The 19464-nt window shown below is 69.4% G+C and carries 15 protein-coding genes; 3 read left to right on the forward strand and 12 right to left on the reverse strand.

Annotated elements, in window-relative coordinates; translation table 11 throughout:
• Positions 1–37: 37 nt before the first annotated feature.
• The 4 genes from ACFTQE_RS16610 to ACFTQE_RS16625 form a co-directional block, all read right to left on the reverse strand.
• Positions 38–1675: a fucose isomerase gene (locus ACFTQE_RS16610; protein ID WP_376926110.1), complete on the reverse strand. Its 1638-nt coding sequence runs from the start codon at positions 1673–1675 to the stop codon at positions 38–40.
• Positions 1676–1685: 10 nt separating this feature from the next.
• Positions 1686–4187, reverse strand: coding sequence for a GH116 family glycosyl-hydrolase (locus ACFTQE_RS16615; protein ID WP_376926111.1), 2502 nt, complete (start codon positions 4185–4187; stop codon positions 1686–1688).
• Entirely contained in the window at positions 4184–5674 is a 1491-nt protein-coding gene (locus ACFTQE_RS16620) for an FGGY-family carbohydrate kinase (RefSeq protein ID WP_376926112.1), read from the reverse strand. The genes ACFTQE_RS16615 and ACFTQE_RS16620 overlap by 4 nt, the downstream gene beginning before the upstream one ends.
• 95 nt (positions 5675–5769) lie before the next feature.
• Positions 5770–6768, reverse strand: a complete 999-nt coding sequence (locus ACFTQE_RS16625) for a LacI family DNA-binding transcriptional regulator (RefSeq protein WP_376926113.1) — start codon at positions 6766–6768, stop codon at positions 5770–5772.
• A gap of 150 nt (positions 6769–6918) precedes the next feature.
• Between ACFTQE_RS16625 and ACFTQE_RS16630 the strand changes: the two genes are divergently transcribed.
• A complete protein-coding gene (locus ACFTQE_RS16630) occupies positions 6919–8037 on the forward strand; it encodes a glycoside hydrolase family 172 protein (RefSeq protein ID WP_376926114.1) in 1119 nt (372 codons plus the stop codon).
• Between the two features lie 3 nt (positions 8038–8040).
• On the forward strand, positions 8041–9225 hold the full coding sequence (locus tag ACFTQE_RS16635) for a DUF4185 domain-containing protein (RefSeq protein WP_376926115.1): 1185 nt from the start codon (positions 8041–8043) through the stop codon (positions 9223–9225).
• Between the two features lie 7 nt (positions 9226–9232).
• Here the strand turns inward: ACFTQE_RS16635 and ACFTQE_RS16640 are convergent, their stop codons facing one another.
• The 8 genes from ACFTQE_RS16640 to ACFTQE_RS16675 all read right to left on the reverse strand — a co-directional run bounded on the left by ACFTQE_RS16640 (position 9233) and on the right by ACFTQE_RS16675 (position 17630).
• A complete protein-coding gene (locus ACFTQE_RS16640; RefSeq protein WP_376926116.1) occupies positions 9233–9907 on the reverse strand; it encodes a hypothetical protein in 675 nt (224 codons plus the stop codon).
• The gene (locus ACFTQE_RS16645) at positions 9904–10749 is read right to left on the reverse strand and encodes a carbohydrate ABC transporter permease (protein ID WP_376926117.1); all 846 of its coding nucleotides are present in this window, start codon (positions 10747–10749) and stop codon (positions 9904–9906) included. Before ACFTQE_RS16645 ends, ACFTQE_RS16640 begins: the two co-directional genes overlap by 4 nt.
• Positions 10746–11678, reverse strand: coding sequence for a carbohydrate ABC transporter permease (locus ACFTQE_RS16650; RefSeq protein WP_376926118.1), 933 nt, complete (start codon positions 11676–11678; stop codon positions 10746–10748). Before ACFTQE_RS16650 ends, ACFTQE_RS16645 begins: the two co-directional genes overlap by 4 nt.
• A complete protein-coding gene (locus ACFTQE_RS16655) occupies positions 11675–13021 on the reverse strand; it encodes an ABC transporter substrate-binding protein (RefSeq protein ID WP_376926119.1) in 1347 nt (448 codons plus the stop codon). The genes ACFTQE_RS16650 and ACFTQE_RS16655 overlap by 4 nt, the downstream gene beginning before the upstream one ends.
• Before the next feature lie 201 nt (positions 13022–13222).
• Complete coding sequence (locus tag ACFTQE_RS16660) at positions 13223–14047, reverse strand: carbohydrate ABC transporter permease (protein WP_376926120.1); 825 nt, start codon at positions 14045–14047, stop codon at positions 13223–13225.
• Positions 14048–14076: 29 nt separating this feature from the next.
• Positions 14077–15057, reverse strand: coding sequence for a carbohydrate ABC transporter permease (locus ACFTQE_RS16665; protein WP_376926121.1), 981 nt, complete (start codon positions 15055–15057; stop codon positions 14077–14079).
• Between the two features lie 76 nt (positions 15058–15133).
• A complete protein-coding gene (locus ACFTQE_RS16670) occupies positions 15134–16462 on the reverse strand; it encodes an extracellular solute-binding protein (RefSeq protein WP_376926122.1) in 1329 nt (442 codons plus the stop codon).
• A 46-nt stretch (positions 16463–16508) separates the two neighbouring features.
• Positions 16509–17630, reverse strand: a complete 1122-nt coding sequence (locus ACFTQE_RS16675; protein ID WP_376926123.1) for a DUF4185 domain-containing protein — start codon at positions 17628–17630, stop codon at positions 16509–16511.
• Between the two features lie 296 nt (positions 17631–17926).
• Here ACFTQE_RS16675 and ACFTQE_RS16680 point away from each other — a divergent pair, with 296 nt between their 5' ends.
• Entirely contained in the window at positions 17927–19435 is a 1509-nt protein-coding gene (locus ACFTQE_RS16680) for an aspartate ammonia-lyase (protein ID WP_376926124.1), read from the forward strand.
• The last annotated feature ends 29 nt before the right edge of the window (positions 19436–19464 follow it).

The raw sequence follows: 19464 nt of genomic DNA on the forward strand, positions 1-19464 counted from the left end.
GCCCGGCCGATGGGCCGGGCCCTCCTGGCGTCGCCGCTCAGATCGCGACGTCTCCGCAGAGATGCACGTCGAGGCCGAGCTCGGCGAAGAGCGCCGCCTTCGCGAGCAGTGCGCGATCGGCTGCCGCGGCATCCGGTGCGTAGGCGACCTGCGCGTGGTTCGCCTTGTGCCTCGCCATCAGCTGGTCGCGGCTCACGCCGTGCAGCACCGCGTGCATGATCGGCCACTGCGGGTCGGTCGCGTCGAGGCGCCGCTGCGTCTCCTCGGGCGGCAGTTCGCGCACGGAGCCGCGGCCGAGGTCGACGTGCAGCCGTCCGTCCATCACGAAGACGCGCGACCAGACGATCTCGCCGGGCTTCGAAACGCCCGAGAGGGTGCCGCCGCCGAGCGGGAAGAACATCGGCGGCTGACGCATGCTGTACGACCGGTCGTAGCCGCCGTTGTGACTGGCCGGCACCGAGCCCGAGATCTCGAACACCCACACGAACTCGCCGTCGTAGTCCTCGCCCCAGCGGATGTCGTGCAGCGTGTTCGCCGGGTCGAAGCCCATCGCGTTCCAGATGCGGTTCGTCACGAGCGCGTCGACGGCCACGCCCTCGTCGACCTCGTTGAAATGGGGGAGCGCGGCGCCCGGGTAGAGCTCGCGCTCGCCGTCGCGCGAACGCACCGGCGGCCGTTCGACGTTGTTGAGCAGGCCCTCTGCGAGGTCGGAGGCGGGAACCATGTCCTTCAGGCCCTGCTGGTACTGGATGCCGACGGCGTCGAGTCCGAAGTCGTCGGAGATGCGCACCGCGGCGATGTACATCTTCAGCTGGCTCTGCACCTGGGCGCGCGTGAGTTCGGTCGCCTCATCGGTGCCGAAGTGGAAGGCGAGCCCGGCGTCCTCGAGCCAGGCGAACGCCTCGTCGGCCTCGGCGTCGCTCACGCGCGCCATCTCCGCGAGGAGGGCGCTCTGCGAGAGGCGTTCCTTGTAGATGCCGAGCGGGTTCAGCATCTCGTCGTCGATGATCGCGTTGTACATGCCCATGCAGCCCTCGTCGAAGACGCCGACGATGGCCTTCTCCTCGCGGAGCTCGGCCGCGAGGGCGCGACCGAGCGCGACCTCGGCCGCGGAGTCGTCGAGTGAGGGCAGCGCCCGCACGTGACTCAGGTCGTGCTCGATGCGGCCGGTCTCGAGCCACTCGGCCAGCTTCGCCCTCGCCCACTCGTCGGTGAAGTCGGCGCTCCAGAGCGCCGAGTACTCGACGCCGGCCTTGGTGAGGCTCGCGGTGAGGTTCAGGAGGCCCACGAGACCGGGGAAGTCACCGGCCCAGTTCGCGACCACGAGGATCGGCCCGCGGTGGGTGCGGAGACCGGCGAGCACGTGGTGGCTGTACTGCCAGACCGCCTCGACGACGACGAGCGGCGCCTCGGCCGGCAGCGTCTTGAACACCTCGATGCCCGCGCGCTGGCTGTCGATGAAACCGTGACCCGTGACCGGGTCGACCCCGTGGCCGCGTTCGACCGCCCAGCCGAGCTCGCCGACGGCGGCGGCGAAGTCGGCCTCGAGGCCCTGCTGCGTCGGCCAGCACTTGACGTTGGCGCTCAACCTGAGGTCGCCGGAAGCCACGGTGTAGACCGTCTGCGCGGCGGCCGTGCGCGGCTCCCGCCGTACGGGGAGGGTGTACTGCGTCATGGTTCTCTCTCTACTCGTTCTCGGTTCTGAAACGGATGACTCCGCCGGTGGGCGTCGGCCCCGAGGTCTGGAAGGCGGTTGTGATCGAAGCGCCGAACGGGCGCACGGAGACGGTCGACGCGTCGAGACGGCCGCCGAGCACGGTGAGCTCCACGCTGCCGCCCGCGATGCGGACCGTGCCCCACGCGGTGCCCGAGCTGAAGACCGAGGCGAAGTCGCCGGCGACCGCGGGCGCGAAGCCGAGCTCGCCGCGCGCCTCGTTCGCCCGGGCGCCCGAGAGTGCGACGACGAGCCCCCAGGCGGCGAGCGAACGCGCGTAGTGGTTGCCGCACTCCGCCTCGTTCCACGGGTTGCGTCGCTCGCCGTCGTGGCGGGCGCGCACCGTGCGCACGATCTCGAGGGCTTCGTCGACGAGGCCCTCGTAGACGAGGTGCGTCGCCACCTGGTACTCGATGCCCGTCCACACCTCGTCGGAGTACACGAACGGCAGCGCAGGGCGCCCGCCGCGCGGCCACGAGCAGAGCACGAGACCGCCGTCGTCAGCGAGGGCGTAGCTGCGCTGCACGTTGTCGTGGTCGGCGACGCGATCGAGCAGGTTGTGCCGGTGCACCGCGGCGACCGCGCTGCGCACGTGCGCCGGCGGGAAGAGGTGGCCGAGCCCGGTGAGATGGGCGAGGGTCTGGCCGAAGAGCTGGTCGGCGAGGCATCCGTCGCCGAACTGGTACCGGTGCTCGTCGCCCGGTGGCAGCTGCTGCACGTAGTACTCGCCGTTGAAGAGCAGTTCGTCCATGCGCGCGGCACCCGCGGTCGCGGCATCGGCGTAGCGGCGAGCGGATGCCTCGTCGCCGAGGTGACCCGAGAGCGCCGCCGCCGCCCGCAGCGCGGCGTAGAGCATCGACCCCGAGAGCGGGTTCGCGCCGTGGAACTCGATGTCGTAGGTGTTGTGCTGCACCTGCTCGAGCACGAGGTCGCCGTCGTGATCCCACTCGCGCAGCGCGAACTCGAGGGCTCGCTCCGCGTGCGGCCAGAGCTCGCGGAGGAACTCGTCGCCCGCGCCGAGCTGCCACTCGCGGTGGAGCCGCACGATCGTGCCGAGCTGCCCGTCGACGGCGGGATGGAAGTCCCACGGCTCGTTGCCGAAGACGCTGTTGGCACGGAAGTTCATCCGGCCGTCGTCACGGGTCTCGTGCAGGAACTCGGTGCGCCGGGCGCTGCGCTCGAGCGCCGGGAAGAGCCAGGCGGCGGCCTGCGCGTAGTTCCACACGTGCGTGCACGTGCCCTCGCAGCTGCCCGAGTGGTCGAACGATCCCTCCCACGCCGCGAACACACCGCGTTCGAGCACCATGCAGGTCGTGCTGCGCAGCGCGACGAGGGTCGCGCTCGCCGCATCGACGACCTCGTCGGGCAGGGAGCTGCCGTGGAGCGCATCGTGGAAGGCGAAGGTCGCGGCCTCGAGCCCGGGCCGGCGCGCGGCGACGTCGGCGGCCACGGCCCATGCATCCTCGTACCGGCTCGCGTAGTCGTTGCGCACGGTCTGGTCGGCGTGCGTGTCGTCGAGGCGGATGTTGCCCTGCCAGGCGCGCGGCCGGTTCGGGAAGTGCCATGCGAGCAGGAACTCGAAGTCGTGCTCCTCGCCGGGAGCGAGCGTGCGGGAGATCGCGAGCGAGCCGGTGCGGGAGCGGGGGATCCAGTCGTGCACCTCGTCGTCGAGGGTGAACCTGGTCTCGGGTTCGAGCCGGCCGTCGGCCCTGAAGTCGTTCCAGAACCGCTGGATTCCGTCTTGCCAGGCGCTCGTCACCCACTGGTGCGTGAGCGTGACGTCACCGTCGTCGGCGGTCGCGAGCGCCGCGCTGCCGGCGAGCGGGTGGGCGCCCGGCAGGTCGCTGCCGAAGCGGATGCCGGTGAGGCCGTCGCCGCGCCGCTCCTCGTTGAACGGCGTGCCCTCGAAGACCGGGAAGTGCAGCATGTCGCGGCCGACATGGCCGACGGGGTTCGTGAGCGTGCCGGCGATCGCCACGTCGACGGGCACGGAGGCGTCGTTGCGCACCGAGTAGCCGAGCACCGCGACGGGGATGCCGGAATCGGCGACGTCGAGGGGGACGAACGGCGTGTAGGCCGTGAGGAACACCGACACCGGAAGCCGCTCGTCGACGAACTCGACGCCGGCCACGGGATACTCGCCGTGGAAGCGGGTGTCGCGAAGCCGGGGGAGCCCGAACCCCGAGATGGCGTGCCCCTGGTCGTCGTCGAGCGGGGGTCGGGGCATCGCCTCGAGCACTCGCGTGAACGCCGCATCGTCGCCCGCCCGAGTACGGATCGCGAACGAGCTGTAGGGCAGCGCCGCACCTTTGTCGGGTCGGTTCGCGAGCTCCCAGTCGCGCAATTCTCCGCGTGCGCCGAGCGAGACGTTGCCGGTGCCGATGCCGCCGAGCGGGAAGGCGACGGGACGGGCGTCCGCATCGAGCACGCGACGGCGGGTCGCCCACGCGGCGCCGGGGGCGGTCGCGCTCATCGCCGCTCCCTCGTGGTGCGCTGCAGCCCGGCCAGGCGGTGCGCCGCATCGCGCGTCGCCGGGTAGAGCCCGAGGTAGAGCCCGTAGAGCTCGTCGTAGCCCGCTGCGCGGCCCGGGTCGGGGCGGATCGTCGTCTGCGGCGGGTTCCACCTCGCGATCGAGGCATCGGCGACCGTGCGTGCGGCGAGGTACGCCGCTCCGTAGCTCGCGCCGATCGTCACGCGCGGCAGCACCTGCGCCAGCCCCGTGACATCCGAGACGATCTGGGGCCAGAGCGCCGACTGCGTGCCGCCGCCCGCTGCGATGATGCGCCGGATGTCCCCGCCGTCGCGGCGCATGGTCTCGATGTTGTGGCGAACCGCGAACGCGGTCGCCTCGAGCGCCGCGCGGTAGAGGTCTCCTCGGGTGTGCTCGATCGTCAGGCCGAGGATCGCGCCGCGCGCATCGGGGTCCTGCACCGGGGTCCGCTCGCCGGCGAAGTAGGGCAGCATGAGGAGTCCGGATGCCCCCGGCGGGGAGTCGGCGGCTTCGGCCACGAGGGTCGCGTAATCGGGGCGGCCGAAGAGGTCCCTGAGCCATCCCGTGACCGCTCCCGAGGTGGCCATGCCGCCCGCGAGCGAGTGCGTGCCGGGCTCGACGCCCGCCGTGCCCCAGAGGGTGGGCGAGGTGACGGGTTCGGGCACGGTGTCGATCAGGAACATCGTGGTGCCGTACATCAGGAACAGGTCGCCGGGGTGCACGCCGTCGACGCTCACGGCCTCCGACCAGGCGTCGATCGTGCCGGTGATGACGGGGATGCCGACCGGCAGTCCAGTCTCGGCGGCGGCGTCCGTTCCGACGGTTCCGGCCCGGTCGCCGGCCCAGCGCAGCTCCGGTGCCTCGAGCCACGGGCAGATCTCGGCCCACCACGGTTCGTACCAGGTGCCTGCGGCCCGGTCGTACAGCGGCCAGCACTGACTCGCCGAGTGGTGATCGAGCACGTATGCGCCGGTCAGGCGGAAGGCGAGCCACGACGCCGGCATGAAGAGCCGCGTGGCGGCGGCGGCCACCGCCGGCTCGTTCTCCGCGATCCACGCGAGCTTCGGCCCCGCGGCCTGCGAGCTGAGGCTCGCGCCGCCGCGCTCGGCGATCGCGGCGGTGCCGAGGCGCTGCTCGAGCTCGACGATCTGCGCGCTCGCGCGGGTGTCGACGCCGTAGAGGACGGCCGGGCGCAGCGGCGTGCCCGCGGCGTCGGTCACGAGCACGCACGGCCCCATGCCGCTGACGCCGACGGCGGCGATCTCCACGTCGGGACCGGCGAGTTCTCGGGCGAGGGAGACGAACTCCTGCCACCAGACGGCGGCGTCCATCTCGACGTGGCCGGGAGCCGGACGCTGCACCTCGTGCTCGCGCACGGCGCTGCGGAGCACGGAGCCGTCGAGATCGACGAGCACGCCCTTGCTGCTCGACGTGCCGATGTCGACACCCAGCACCGCCCGTACTGCCATTCGCGATCCTCCTCGATCCGGATAGATCACAGCGTTGCAGAAATCGATTTCACGCGCAAGCGGACGAAACGAACGGATGCTGCGGGGGAGCAGCGTCAGATCACGTGCGCCAGTGCCTGCTCGGGGTTCACCGAGACCTCGTTGCGCAGCACCACGGTGCGCGGGGGTCCGTCGTCGCCCGCGATGCGGCCGAGCAGCATCGTCGCGGCGGTCTTGCCCATGGCCCGCGCGGGCACGTGCACGACGGTCATGCCCGCGGGTGCGAGCGCAGCGAACGGCAGGTCGCCGAAGGCGGCGAAGCCGAAGGACTCGGGCGTCATGCCGGCGGCGTAGAGCACCTGCAGGGCGCCGACGCTCATGAGGTTGTTGGCGGCGAAGACGGCGTCGGGGGGATCGGGCAGCGCGAGCAGCCGCTGCATCGCGGCGCGCCCGCCGTCGACGCGGTAGTTCGCGTGCGCGAGCAGTCGCTCGTCGACGTCGAGCCCTCCGGCCCGGAGGGCGTCGCGCCAGCCGTCGGCCCGGTGCTGCGCGGTCTCGACGTCGTTCGGTCCGGTGATGCAGCCGATCCTGGTGAAGCCGTGCGCGACGAGCGCCGCGGTCGCGGCGGCGCCGCCCGAGCGGTTGTCGACCATGACGGCGTCGATGTCGAGGCCGTGCGGGCCGCGGTCGACCGCGACGACGGGGCGCGAGCGCGAGAGCAGCGGATGCAGGTCGCTGTCGTCGCTCGCGGCGGCGATGATGACCCCCGCCATGTTCTCGAGCACCGCGATGTCGATGTACTGGGCCTCCTTCGCGACGTCCTCGTCGGAGTTGCAGAGCACGACCGAATAGCCGGCGGCGCGCGCCGCGTCCTCGACGCCGCGGGCGAGCGAGGTGAAGAACGGGTTCTCGATGTCGGGGATGATGAGCGCGATCACCTCGCTGTGCTGGCGCCGCAGGGTGCGCGCCGTGCGGTTGGGCGTGTACGCCAGGTGGTCGGCGGCATCGCGCACGAGCTTCGCCTTCTCGGCCGACACGCTCGTGCCGTTGAAGACGCGCGAAACGGTCGCCGGAGACACTCCGGCGAGGCGTGCGACCTCGTAGATGGTGGCCACGGCACCCTCCGTTCTGCGGGCCCGTCCGGTGCGTTGACAGGCTCCGGCGTTCTCCCTACAGTGAACACTACTTGCCTGAAATCGATTCCAACAGTGCAGGCGGACGGCGTCGTCGAAAGCTCGCCCCGCTGCGCGGAGGGAGACACCACCGTGGACCATTCCGACATCGCCGGCCTGCGATCCGTTCGCACTCGCTCGATCAGCCCCGAGAACTTCGACGGGGCGGCGGGCGGCGGCGGGCGCGCGACCGAGGGCACCGGCCGCGCGGCATCCCGCGATCTCGGCGTCGGCTGGAAGGTCTCGCCGAGCGTCGTCGTGAAGGCCGGCGACACCTTCGACCTGGCCTCGATCGACGGACCGGGCAAGATCACGCACATCTGGATCACGACGCACTCCGACAACTGGCGCACGCTCGTGCTGCGGGCCTACTGGGACGGCGCCGCCGAGCCGGCCGTCGAGGTGCCCTACGGCGACTTCTTCTGCAACGGCTGGGGCGTCTTCGCCCAGGTCGACTCGCAGGTCATCGCCGCGAACCCGCACGGCGGGTTCAACTCGTACTGGCCGATGCCGTTCCGCGACGGCGCCCTGCTGACCGTCGAGAACACCTCGGTGGTCGACGTCGTCGTCTACTACCAGGTCACCTACGAGGAGCGCGACGAGCCGGGCGACGACGCCTACTTCCACGCGCAGTGGCGCCGCAGCAACGTGCTCGAGTCCGCGACGACCCACACGATCCTCGAGGGGGTCGAAGGGCACGGGCACTACGTGGGCACCTATCTCGCGTGGGGCGTCAACAGCAACGGCTGGTGGGGCGAGGGCGAGCTGAAGTTCTACTTCGACGACGACGACGAGTACCCGACGATCTGCGGCACGGGCACCGAGGACTACTTCGGCGGTGCCTGGAACTTCGACGTGCCGGGGCAGGGCTACACGGAGTTCTCGACGCCGTACCTCGGCATGCCCCAGGTGATCCGGCCCGACGGGCTCTACATCAGCCAGCAGCGCTTCGGCATGTACCGGTGGCACCTGCCCGACCCGATCGTCTTCCACGAGCGCATGTCGAAGATCGACGTGCAGGCGCTCGGCTGGCGCAGCGGCTGGCGCTACCTCCCGCTGCAGGACGACATCGCCTCGACCGCCGTGTTCTACCTCGATCGGCCGGTCGCGAACCGTCCGGCCGCCCCCGACGCCGACGCCATGGAGGTGCACCTCGGCACCGCGCCCGTGCCCGACATCGGTGCGCAGCCGCCGCGCGCCCCGCAGGGTTGAGCGATGGGCCGCGAGTCGCGTTCCAGGTCGGCGTCGCTCCTCGGCACCGGATGCCTCGTGGCCGTCGCCGTGCTCGCGGGCTGTGCGGCCGGTGAACCGGTGGTCGCGGGCGAGGGCTTCGTCGCCGACAATCCCGTCGTCGCCGCGGCATCCGTCGGCGATGCGCCCACGAAGATCGGCATCTCCGACGGCGACCTGTGGCCCAACTGCTGGGCCGACGACGACGCGATCTATGCGGCGAACGGCGACGGCTCGGGCTTCGGCGACGAGTTCTCCGACATCGTCGTGAACCGCATCGACGGCGGGCTCGACGAACTCACCGGCGAAGCGCTCGCGCTGGGCGACGACGTCGGCCAGGTCTGGTCGGGCGAGGGATTCACGCGGAAGCCGACCGGGATGGCCTGCGTGGACGGCGACCTCTACCTCGCCGTGCAGGACCTGCGCTCCGACTTCAACGAGGCGCCGGCCGCGACGATCGCCGTCTCGCACGACAAGGGCCGCACCTGGGAGTGGGACACGACGGCGCCGATGTTCGACGATCACGTGTTCACGACGATCATGTTCGCCGACTTCGGCAAGGACGCCGAGCACGCTCCCGACGGCTACCTCTATGCCTACGGCCTCGACGGCAACTGGCGCGATTCGTTCGACGACTCCGTGCCCGACCCGGTCGACCTCTGGCTCGCCCGGGTGCCGCAGGACGCGGTGCAGGACCGCGGCGCCTGGGAGTTCTTCGCCGGCCTCGACGGCGACGAGCCGAGCTGGAGCACCGACCTCGCCGATCGCGTCGCCGTGCTGCACGACGAGCGGGTGCAGCACCCGTCGGATGCCGCGGCCGATGACGGACAGACCGTCGGCGCCTCGAACCTCTCCGTCATCTCGCAGGGCGGCGTGACCTTCGACGAGCCGCTCGGGCTCTACCTCTACACCTCGTGGACCGAGCTCACCTTCGAGTTCTCGGCGGCGAAGGCGCCATGGGGGCCGTTCGAGCTGTTCCTCTCGCGCGACTTCGGCCCGTACCCGTGGACCGATGCGGAGATGGGCGGCTACGGCACGACGATCCCGTCGAAGTTCATCTCCGACGACGGCCGCAGCATGTGGGTGCAGTCGAACGTCTGCCCGTGCGCCCCTGCCGGCATCTCCTCGTACTGGTTCGGCCTGCGACCGCTCGACATCGAGCCGCGCTGACGTGCTCTCAGGCGCGCGCGTAGACGGTGCGTCCGGCGAACGCGACGCACGCGCAGACCGGCGCGGGCACGAGCACGACGGCGAGCGTCGTCGACGTGCCGACGAGCCAGGTCGCCGCGACGGCGACGATGACGACCGCCACGGCGGCCAGCGGATGCCGCGCCGTCGCCCGCATCGAACGCACCCAGATCCGACGGGCCGCCGTGTCGGGCTCCCGTGCCCGCAGCACGAGCGCGGGTACGGCGGCGAGCGTCGTCACGACCGCCGCAGCGCCGGCGGCGGCCAGCGAGACGAGCCAGCCGGCCCAGTGCGTCTGCCGGTGCACCTCGAGTGCGAGCACGGCGAGGGCGAGCGCGAGCCCTGGCGGCCCCGCGACGGCGAGCGACGGGCGGAGCATGCGCCGCAGCTGGTGCCGGAGCGCCCGGAGATCCGCACCCGATGCCGGGTCGCGCTCGAGGAACACCCCGACCGTCGCCGCGAGCACCGGCGCGAGGCCGATCGCCAGCAGCAGCATCGTCGCGGGCGAGAACCCGGGCGCGATGAGCAGTGCACCGACCACGACCGCGAGGGCGAGGCATCCGCTGACCGCCGCCGTCGGCAGGGCCTGCCAGGTGCGACGCAGGTGCGCCCGCGCCTCGTTCGTGAGCGAGGCCTCGGCCGGCGTCTCCTGCGAGCTCGTCATCCCTTGATGCCCGTCGACGCGATGCTCGAGACGAAGTTGCGCTGGAAGACGAGGAACAGCACGAGCACGGGGACCACGACGAGGGTGATCGCGGCGAAGACGACGACCGCGGGCGCCGAACCGAACCCGCTCTGGAGCGTCACCAGTCCGAGCGGCAGTGTCATGTTCTCGGGTGTCGACAGGAAGATGAGCGGGCCGAAGTAGTTGTTCCAGGAGGCCTCGAACGCGAGGATCGCGAGCGCCGTGATCGCCGGCGACGACAGCGGCACGAGCATGCGGAACAGGATCCAGCCGTGGCCCGCGCCGTCGATCACCGCCGCCTCGTCGAGTTCCCGCGGCACCGAGTTGAAGTACTGGGTGAGGAAGAAGATCTGGAACACGTTGATGAGCGCCGGCAGCCACAGGGCGGCGAGCGTGTCCATGAGGCCGAGGTTGCGCATCATCACGAAGATGGGGATGACGAGCAGCTGGGCCGGCACCATGAGCGCGCCCAGCATGACGATGAGCATCAGGCGACTGCCCCGGAACCGCAGCCGCGAGAACCCGTAGGCCGCGAGCACGCTGACGAACAGCGACCCGAGCGTCGTGGCGACCGCGAGCAGCACCGAGTTGCCGAACATGCGCCAGAACGGGATGTACTGCTCGACCTCGAGCACGTTCTCGAACGTGAACGGGATCGGCAGCCAGCTCGGCGGCAGGCCGAACGCCTCGGTCGAGGGCATGAAGCTCGTACTGACGAGCCAGACGAGCGGCGCGATCATGAGCACCGCGAAGACGAACAGCACGACGTCGAGCACGATGGAGCCCGTGGTCCAGCGACGGCGTTGACGCGAGCCGGTCATGATTCGTGCACCCACTTCCTCGAGCCCCAGAACTGCAGGCCGGTGACGGCCATGATGATGATGAAGACGAGGATCGCGATGGCCGAGGCGTACCCGATCTGGAACGACTCGAAGCCCTGCTCGTAGAGGTACATGACGATGGTCTTCGTCGAGTTGTCGGGCCCGCCCCTCGTGATGATCTGCATCGGGTCGAAGATCTGGAACGCGCCGATGAACGTGATCACCGTCGCGAAGAACAGCGTCGGGCTCATCATCGGGAGCGTGACGTTCCAGAACGCCTGCCAGCGGTTCGCCCCGTCGGTCTGGGCGGCCTCGACGAGCTCCCTCGGCACGGTCTGGAGGCCCGCGAGCATGATCACGAAGGTGAAGCCGATCGTGTGCCAGAAGTCGATGAAGATGATCGCCGGCAGCGCCCACGCCGGGTCGGTGAAGAGCGAGGGCATGTCGATGCCCACGAGCCCCAGGTAGTACGAGACGAACCCGAACGTCGGGTCGAAGATGTACTTCCAGAGCAGGGCCACGGCCGCCCACGAGATGAGGAAGGGGAAGAACACCGAGGTGCGCACGAGGTAGCTGAGCCAGCGGCTCATGCGCCGGTTGACGGCGAGCGCGAGCAGCAGCCCGAAGACGACGTGCAGCACGACCGAGGCGATCGAGAACACCACGGTGTTGCCGAGCACCGTCGCGAGCACCGGGTCGGCGAAGAGCGTCGCGAAGTTCTCGAGGCCCACGAACGTGGCCGGGGTGAGCAGGTCCCACGACATGAAGCTCAGCACGATCGCGAAGACGAAGGGGCCGGCGACGAAGACGAGGAAGAGCAGCAGTGCCGGGCTCACGAACAGGTAGCCCGCGAGCTGGCGTCGCGGGCCCGGGCGGTCCGCGCGCGGATTCGCGCGGACCGCGGTCGCGCCCTTGAGCGAGAGGGTCACGGCACCAGTTCGGCGAGCTTCTCGTTCGCCGCGGGCAGGGCGACGGATGCCTTCTGGTTGCCCGAGATCACCGACAGCCAGGCCTCCTCGATGATCTTCTGGCACTCGGCGCCGCGGTCGGGCGAGGGGATCGGCGTCGCGAACGACATCGCCTCGGAGAGCAGCGGACTGCCCTCTGGGGCGTTGTCGGTGAACGCGGCGCTGTTCGCGACGGAGTTGCGAGCCGGCACGATCGTGCCGCCGATCGTCGCGAAGTACTCGCTCGCCTCCTTCGAGATGAGGAACTTGATGAAGGTCCAGGCCGCCTGCTTGTTCTGCGACGACTCGGTGATCGGCCACGCGTCCCATCCGACGGGGGAGCCGTTGCCGGCCCGTGTCGGCCAGTTGACGATGCGCACCTTGTCGACCATGTCGAGGTCGCGCATGCCGAGGGTCGGCCAGCGGCCGCCGCCGAGGGTCGCGAGCTCGCCCTTCTGCAGCTGCACCCCGGCGTCGAACTGGCCGCCGGGCTCGGGAGCGAGGCCCTGCTCGACGAGTCCCCGTACGAACTCGGCGGACTCGATCGCGGCATCCGTGTCGTAGCTCGGGGTCGACCACTCGGCGTCGAAGGTGCTCGCTCCGTTGGTCGTGAGCCACGGCATCACGTCGGTGAAGTAGCCCGATGCCGCGGGGACGAGGAACGCGCCGGTCTTCTCCTTGATGAGCGTGCCCGCGGCGACGAAGTCGTCCCACGTCCAGTCGGCCGCCGGCAGCTCCGCGCCGGCCGCCGCGAAGACGTCCTTGTTCGCGTAGAGGCACATGGTGTTGAACCCGCCGGGCATGAAGTAGGTCTTGCCGTCGGGGGAGGCGTACTCGGTGTTCCAGGTCTTCAGGTTGGGGTTGCAGTCCGACCAGTACTCGTCGACGACCTTCTGGTCCTGCGCGATGAGGTCTTCGAGCGGATGCAGCAGTCCCTTCTTCGACGAGAACAGGCGCTGCCCCTCGGTGGCGATCTGGATGATGTCGATCTTCGCGCCGCCCGCGATCTTCGTGGCGACGGCGTTGGAGAAGGTGGCCCAATTGCCCGAGGGGATGCCCTGGGCCTTGAGCTCGATGTCGGGGTACTGCTCGTTGAAGAGTTCGAAGAGCTGCTTGAACGCCTTCTGCTGGTCGGCGTCGCCCATGTAGACGAAGGTGAGGGTGCCCGACAGGGGGTCGTCGGAACCGCCGCCTCCACCTTCGGGGGCGCACCCTGCGAGCGAGAGCGCGGCCGGCGTGAGCGCCACGAGGCCGAGCGCCTGCAGCGCCCGTCGGCGTGAGAGCTCGATGCCGAGCGGTGAGGCTGGGTGGATGGTTCTCGCCATGGTGATTCCTTTCGGTCCTTCATCGCACTGAACGGAACGGTCGGAACGGTCTCGACCGTGCGGCCAGTCAAGCGAATGAAATCGATTTCGTCAAGACATCGAAGGAATCCCGATACCGCAGATTCGACCGAGTGCGAAACCGATTGCAGGCGGGTGGGCGCGACGATGCACGGATGCCTCGCAGCATCCGCGCATCGACCCCTACTTCATGCCGGCGATGCGGATCCCGTTCACGATGTACCGCTGGAACACGAGCACGAGGATGATGGTCGGCAATGCGGCGATCGTCGATCCCGCCATCAGCAGACCCCACTCGGTGCTTCGCTCGGCCATGAAGCTCCGGAGCACCTGCATGATCTGGTACAGGTCCTGATTCGCCGAGATGGTCAGCACGGGCCACACGTAGGCGTTCCAGTACACGAGGTACGACGCGACGCCGACGATGACGAAGGGCGCCTGCGACTGCGGGAGGAAGATGCGCAGGAAGATCTGCCAGCGGTTGGCGCCGTCGAGGAGGGCTGCCTCCTCCATCGCGACCGGCACGCTCAGATAGAACTGGCGGATGAAGAACATCTGCAACGAGCTCGCCGCGCCGGGGATGATGAGCACCCACAGCGTGTCGAGCATGCCGAGCTGCGAGACCACGACGAAGGAGGTCAGCAGGATCGCCATGCCCGGGATGAACATCGGCGCGAGGCAGTAGATCCAGAAGAAGCGCCGCCCGGCGAAGTCGAGGCGCGCGAACACGTAGGCGGCGAGCGAGTTGACCGCGAGGCTCAGTGCGGTGAACGCGAGCGCGCCGATGAACGTGACGCCCATCGCCCGCAGGAACGCCTGGTCGGAGAGGATCGCCGCGTAGTTGTCGAGGATCCACATGTCGGGGAAGAACTGGAACGGCGTGCGGAGCACCTCGGTCTTGCCCTTGAAGCCGGCGATCGCCATCCAGGCGAGCGGCAGCAGGCACGACAGTGCGATGAGCCCGACGAGGAGGTATCGGGTGACGGTGGCGGGAATGCGTGTTCTCATTGGTGCTCTCTCGGCGGCATCGCTCGGCGTCAGCCGTCGATCGCCTTGTCGGACTTGACGAAGCGGAAGATGAGGGCGCTGATCGTGCCGAGCACCACGAAGAGGAGCAGGGCCGCGGTCAGGGAGAAGCTCGTGGCGTACGGCGTCGGATCCTTGAACTGGTTGAAGATGTAGAGGTTCGGCGTCGTGGTCGACTCGTACGGTCCGCCGAAGGTCATGACGAGCGGCAGCTCGAACTGCTGGATGGTCGCCGTCACGAGCGTGACGAGGAGGAACAGCCAGACGTTCTTCAGCAACGGCAGGGTGATGTACCGCGTCTTCTGGAGGTAGCCGGCGCCTTCGAGCTCGGCCGCCTCGTAGTAGCTGTCGGGGATGTCGAGCATGCCGGCGAGCATGATGAGCGTCGTCACGCCGACGCCGATCCAGAGCGCGGGCACCGCGATGCCGCCGAGCGCGAGGTCGGGGTTGGAGAGCACCGCGATCGGGTCGATGCCGAACCAGCCGAGCACGCCGTTCAGGAGGCCTCCGCGCTCACGGTAGATGAACACGAAGATGATCGACGCGACGACGAAGGAGACGACGGTCGGCACGTAGATGGTCGTCTTGAGGAACCCGGCGAGCCGGCCGTTCAGCACTCGCAGCAGGCTCGCGACGAGGAAGGCGATCACGAGCTGCGCCGGAACGACGAGGAGCACGAGGCAGAAGCCCACCCAGATCGAGTTCCAGAACTTCGGGGCGGTGAGCACGTACTCGTAGAACTGGAATCCCACGAAGACGGGATCCTGGTAGAAGCTGATCTCGAAGGTGCTCAGGTAGATCGAGTTGGCGAGCGGGTACCAGACGAAGATCCCGAGGAGCACGACCATCGGCGCGAGCATCAGGTAGGCGGCCCGGTTCGAACGGTTGAGACGCCCGGGTCGACGGCGCTTCGCGCGGGCGGCGTCGGCGCCGATGAGCGCGGCCTCCTCTTCGAAGACGGCGGGTTGGGGGTTGGCCTGGATGGCGGACATGGATCCTCCTCAGGCGGAGCCGGCCCGGGGCGCGCCCGGTGCCGGCTCCGCAGTGCGGTTCAGAACGAGGGCAGGCTCACGGAGCCGTGCCGGCCAGCTTCTGCTTCTCGATGATGCCGTCGATCTCGGTGTTCGCCGTCTCGAGCGCTGCCTGCACGTCTTCGCCGCGCATCGACTTCTCGATCGCGGTCGCGAACGACAGGGCGATCTCCCACGGGTAGGTCGGCTCGGCCTTCGCGAACGGCACGATGTCCTCGGAGACCGTCTGCATGAACGGGTTCGCGGATGCCTCGGGGTCGGCCGCGAGGGCCTCCGCGACCGAGATGCGCGCGGGGTACTTCGAGAATCCGCTCGTCTTGAAGAAGTCGACCATGTGATCGGTGTCGCCGGCGAGCAGCCACGAGATGAAGTCGGCACCCTCCTGCTGCACCTTCGACTTGCCGTCGACCGTGAGGGTCCAGCCGCCGAGCGTCGCCGTCGGCTTCGAGGGGTCGCCGTCGATCGACGGGAACGCGGCGACGGCGGTGTTCGGGATGACGTCGGCGTAGTCGTTCGTCAGCTGGCCGATCGCCCACGAACCGCAGGCCGACATCGCGACCTGGCCCTCGCCGAACGGTGCGCAGTCCGCGTAGGGATACGCGGCCTCCTGCGGCATGAGCTTCTCGCTGTACAGGGTGCGGTAGAAGTTCGCGAGGTCGACGTAGGCGGGGTCGGTCGCGTCGGCCGACGACCAGTCGTCGGCGACCGGCAGGTGCCCGGCGGCGTTGTACTGCAGGCCCCAGCTCGACCAGCCGAGATCGGCCGCGGTCTGGGCGATGTTCATGCCGTAGACGCCGTCGGTGGTGAGCGCACGCGCTGCGGCGATGAGCTCGTCCCACGACTTCGGCGGGTTGGCGGGGTCGAGGCCGGCCGCCTGGAAGAGGTCGGTGCGGTAGAACAGCACCGTCGACGGCTCGACGAGGAAGGGGTAGGCGAAGGTGCCCTCGTCGGTCGTGACGAACTCCCGCACGTTGGGCTGGATGTCGTCGAGCGCGGCGGGATCGATCAGCTCGTCGAGCTGGGCGAACTGGCCGATGGCCACGCCCGGCATGATGCGGCCGTAGCTCGTCGTCGCGATATCCGGTGCCTTGCCTGCGGCCTGGGCCGCCTTCAGCTTCTGGTCCCAGGTGTCGGCCGGCACGACCTCGAGCTTGACGACCACGTCGTCCTGCGAGTCGTTGTACGCGGCGACCTGCTCCTTGAACCACGCCTGCTGGTAGTCCTCGAACTTCTGCTGCCAGAACGTGACGACCGTCTTGCCGTCTTGCGTGGCGGGCCCGCTCGACGGGCTGCAGCCCGCCAGGACGAGGGCGGCCGCCGCGATGAGTGCGACCGGTGCTGCCCGGCGCATTCGACTCTTGTGCATGTGTTCCTCCTTGAACGAAGGCCCGGTCGGGCCTCGGCGTGACGACCTAGCCGGCTGTGGCGAGGTCGAGTCGGTACCAGAAGACGTTGTACGGGCCCCATTCCGACAGGGTGAAGTACATCGTGCGACCGTCGTCCGACATGAATCGGGGTGCGAGATACGGTGCGTAGAGGCCGGGGAGCTCGTCTTGGGTGATCAGCGTGACGGGGTCGCTCCACGGGCCCCACGGCGTGATGCCCTCGTACAGGGCGGCGTCGGCGTTGTCGATCATCGTCGTCATCACCCAGCGCTCGAGGCCGGGATTCCACTGCACCGAGAGTTCGCCCGTTGCGCGGTCGATCACGGTCGCGGCGTCGTCGGCGTCGTCCGACCAGCTCGGCGTCCCCGAGTCATCCGTGCCGGCGAAGTAGCGGTAGGCGCCGAGGTCGTCGACGGATGCCTCGGGCACCTTCATGAGCTGCACGCTGCCGAGCCGGCCCGACGGGATGCCCCAGAAGTAGAGCTCGTCGCCCACCTGTGCGACGCTCACCTGCTGGAATCCGCCGTCGCCCGGCCAGGTGACGTCGTCGAGCTTCTCCCAGGTCGCACCGTCGTCGGTGGAGCGCGCGAGCCCGGCGAAGTTGGTCTCCCATTCGCCGGGGTCGCCCCAGTGCCGCACCGACATGAAGTGCAGGTAGAGGTCGTCGTTCGCCTCGAACCCGTACGTCGGGATGACGGTCATCTCGACGCCGTCGCGCTTCTCGGAGGCGAGCGGCTCGATCGCCCAGCCGAGTTCGTCGGTCACGAAGCCGTCGAAGGCGATGCCGTCGCTCGGGTCGTCATCGGTCGAGGTCGCGAGCACGTTCGAGCGCCAGATGCCGCCCGTGCCGCCGATCGCATCGTCGGGGCGCTCGCCGAACGTGTCGCCGAAGACGAACCACAGGCGATCGCCAGCCTCGAACATCGAGCCGAGATCCGTGCCGGCCACCATGGCCGAGGCGGTGTCGTTGACGGCGTCGGGACCGGTCAGCCTGGCGATGCGCTCGACGGCGTCGACGCCGTCGATCACGAACTCCGAGTCGGGGGAGCCGCCGGTCATCGCGTCATCGCCGCTCGTGCAGGCGGCGAGCTGCACCGCGCCGAATGCGACCAGCGCGGCCGCGGCCAATCGTCTTCGCACACCGGGCACGTGCTCCCTCTCGTCGTCGAGTGAATCCTCGACCAGTAAAGGACATGAAATCGATTTCGTCAAGGTCTCGTCGACAGTCGGATCCATGCCCTTGCATCGGCGGCATTCTGGTACGAAACCGATTGCGTGAGTCGTCGGTGACTCCGCCAGGAGCCGGTCGACGGGTCGACCGCGACGATAGGCTCGATGTCGAGTACGAGCGCGGCGATCCCGCGCAGAACCCCAGGCGATGGAGCCGGCTGCGGGGGCGTCGGCACCCACGACGTCCACTCGCGCACGACTCCGTGGAGGAAGAGATGCACGAGCCCGAGTCCACCGACGACACGTACACCGATCCGACGCTCGTCGGCAGCGGTGCGAAGCCGCCGACCCGCACGGAGACCGACTCCCTCGGTTCGGTCGAGGTGCCGGCAGACGCCTACTGGGGCGTGCACACGATGCGTGCGCTCGAGAACTTCCCGATCTCGAAGCGGCCGATCTCGGTCTACCCCGATCTCATCGTCGCGCTCGCCTCGGTCAAGCAGGCCGCAGCCCGGGCCAACCGCGAGGTCGGCGTGCTCACCGACCAGAAGGCCGCGTGGATCGACGACGCGTGCCAGCGCGTCATCGACGGCGAGCACCACGAGCAGTTCGTCGTCGGGGTCATCCAGGGCGGCGCCGGCACCTCGACGAACATGAACGCCAACGAGGTCATCGCGAACCTCGCGCTCGAGATCGCCGGCTACCCCAAGGGCCGCTACGACGTGCTGCACCCGATCGACGACGTCAACCGCAGCCAGTCGACGAACGACACGTACCCGACCGCCGTCAAGCTCGCGATGACGTTCTCGCTGACGACCATGCTCCGCGAGCTCGACCTGCTCCGCGTCTCGTTCGGACGCAAGGGGCACGAGTTCCACGAGGTGCTGAAGGTCGGTCGCACGCAGCTGCAGGACGCCGTGCCGATGACGCTCGGACAGGAGTTCCACAGCTTCTCGACGACGCTCGGCGAAGACCACGAGCGCCTGAGCGAGACGATCAAGCTGCTCTCCGAGGTGAACCTCGGCGCGACCGCGATCGGCACCGGCATCACGGCCGACCCCGGCTATGCGGCGGCCGCGGTGCGGCACCTGAGCGCGATCACGGGGCTCCGCCTCGTGTCCGCCCCCGACCTCATCGAGGCGACGAGCGACACCGGCGTCTTCATGACGTTCTCGAGCGCCCTCAAGCGCAGCGCGATCAAGCTCTCGAAGATCTGCAACGACCTGCGCCTGCTCTCGTCGGGTCCGCAGGCCGGGTTCGGCGAGATCAACCTGCCGCCGCGGCAGGCGGGTTCGAGCATCATGCCCGGCAAGGTCAACCCGGTCATCCCCGAGGCGGTCAGCCAGGTGGCCTACGCCGTCGCCGGCGCCGATGTGACGGTCATGATGGCCGCCGAGAGCGGCCAGCTGCAGCTGAACGCCTTCGAGCCGGTCATCGCGCACTCGCTGCTGCAGTCGATCACCTGGATGCGCCAGGCGTGCTGGACCCTCCGCGTCAACTGCGTCGACGGCATCACCGCGAACGTCGAACGGCTCGAGGCGATGGTGGCGTCGAGCGTCGGCGTCATCACGGCGCTCATCCCGTTCATCGGCTACACCGAGGCATCCACCCTCGCCAAGCTCGCGTTGAAGACCGGTCGACCCGTCGCCGACCTGGTCGTCGAGACCGGGCTCATGAGCCGCGAGGCCGTCATGGCCCAGCTGCAGCCGTCGAAGCTGTCGGGCATCCGCCCCATCACGATGGCGATCCCGCTGATCGACCTGCAGGGCGAGCCCTCGGAGTGAGGCCGGCGTTCGGTGTCGCGGTCGAGCGA

This window comes from Agromyces sp. NPDC056965, from assembly GCF_042673425.1.
Lineage (GTDB): Bacteria > Actinomycetota > Actinomycetes > Actinomycetales > Microbacteriaceae > Agromyces.